This is a genomic window from Marinobacter sp. G11 (assembly GCF_021282325.1).
Classification (GTDB): Bacteria; Pseudomonadota; Gammaproteobacteria; order Pseudomonadales; family Oleiphilaceae; genus Marinobacter; species Marinobacter vinifirmus.
This window is the reverse complement of record NZ_JAJSPB010000117.1, coordinates 1-599: the sequence shown is the minus strand read 5'-3', so window position 1 is coordinate 599 and position 599 is coordinate 1. Positions and strand designations below refer to the sequence as shown.

General features: G+C 53.8%; 1 protein-coding gene. It reads right to left on the bottom strand.

The features are described from left to right. Positions 1–57: 57 nt before the first annotated feature. The gene (locus LWH94_RS19310; protein WP_232903320.1) at positions 58–447 is read right to left on the bottom strand and encodes a hypothetical protein; all 390 of its coding nucleotides are present in this window, start codon (positions 445–447) and stop codon (positions 58–60) included. Between the last annotated feature and the right edge of the window lie 152 nt (positions 448–599).

The following is a 599-nucleotide window of genomic DNA, read 5'->3' as shown; positions in this document are numbered from 1 at the left end:
AGCGACGTTTTCGGCGGCTGCGCCGATAGTCTGATTTGAGAAAGAAGGGGAGGGAGCCTAAGCCGCTTGTCGTCGCCGTCCAGGATTTCGGTAATCCTGATAGCTATCTTCAAAGGCTGTCGCCCGGTGGCACCACCGTTCCGGGTCCAGATTCAGCCGTTCCAGAATCGGCAGCGCGTTTTCGTCAATAGCGCCCCGTTTGTCACTCCGGCTGATCCGCCCGGTGCAATCGACCAGTTCCAGGTAATCTTCAAAGCTGAACAGTATTCCGCGCTGAAAACCATTCCGAATGACTCCCTCAAAACCCAGTAGCGGTTTTAACGGTACCGCAAAATCATTCAGTGCCTGCTGTTCCGTCTGTCGTGCAATGGCTTCCGCCAGATTGAAGCTAGGATGAATGCGTTCCATGATGCTGGTGTGTTCAGAGGTTTCTGGAGTCTCTGCCATGGCCGCTCGTATGGGGTTCAGGTCTACTGTTCGGCGACAATTAGGATGACCGGTTAACGACAATTATCTTGGCCGGTTGGGTGTAACAATTGGCCCCTTGTTTTCCATGGTGGAGCAAAGGGTGCCAGGCCAACACATAACCAACCGACAAG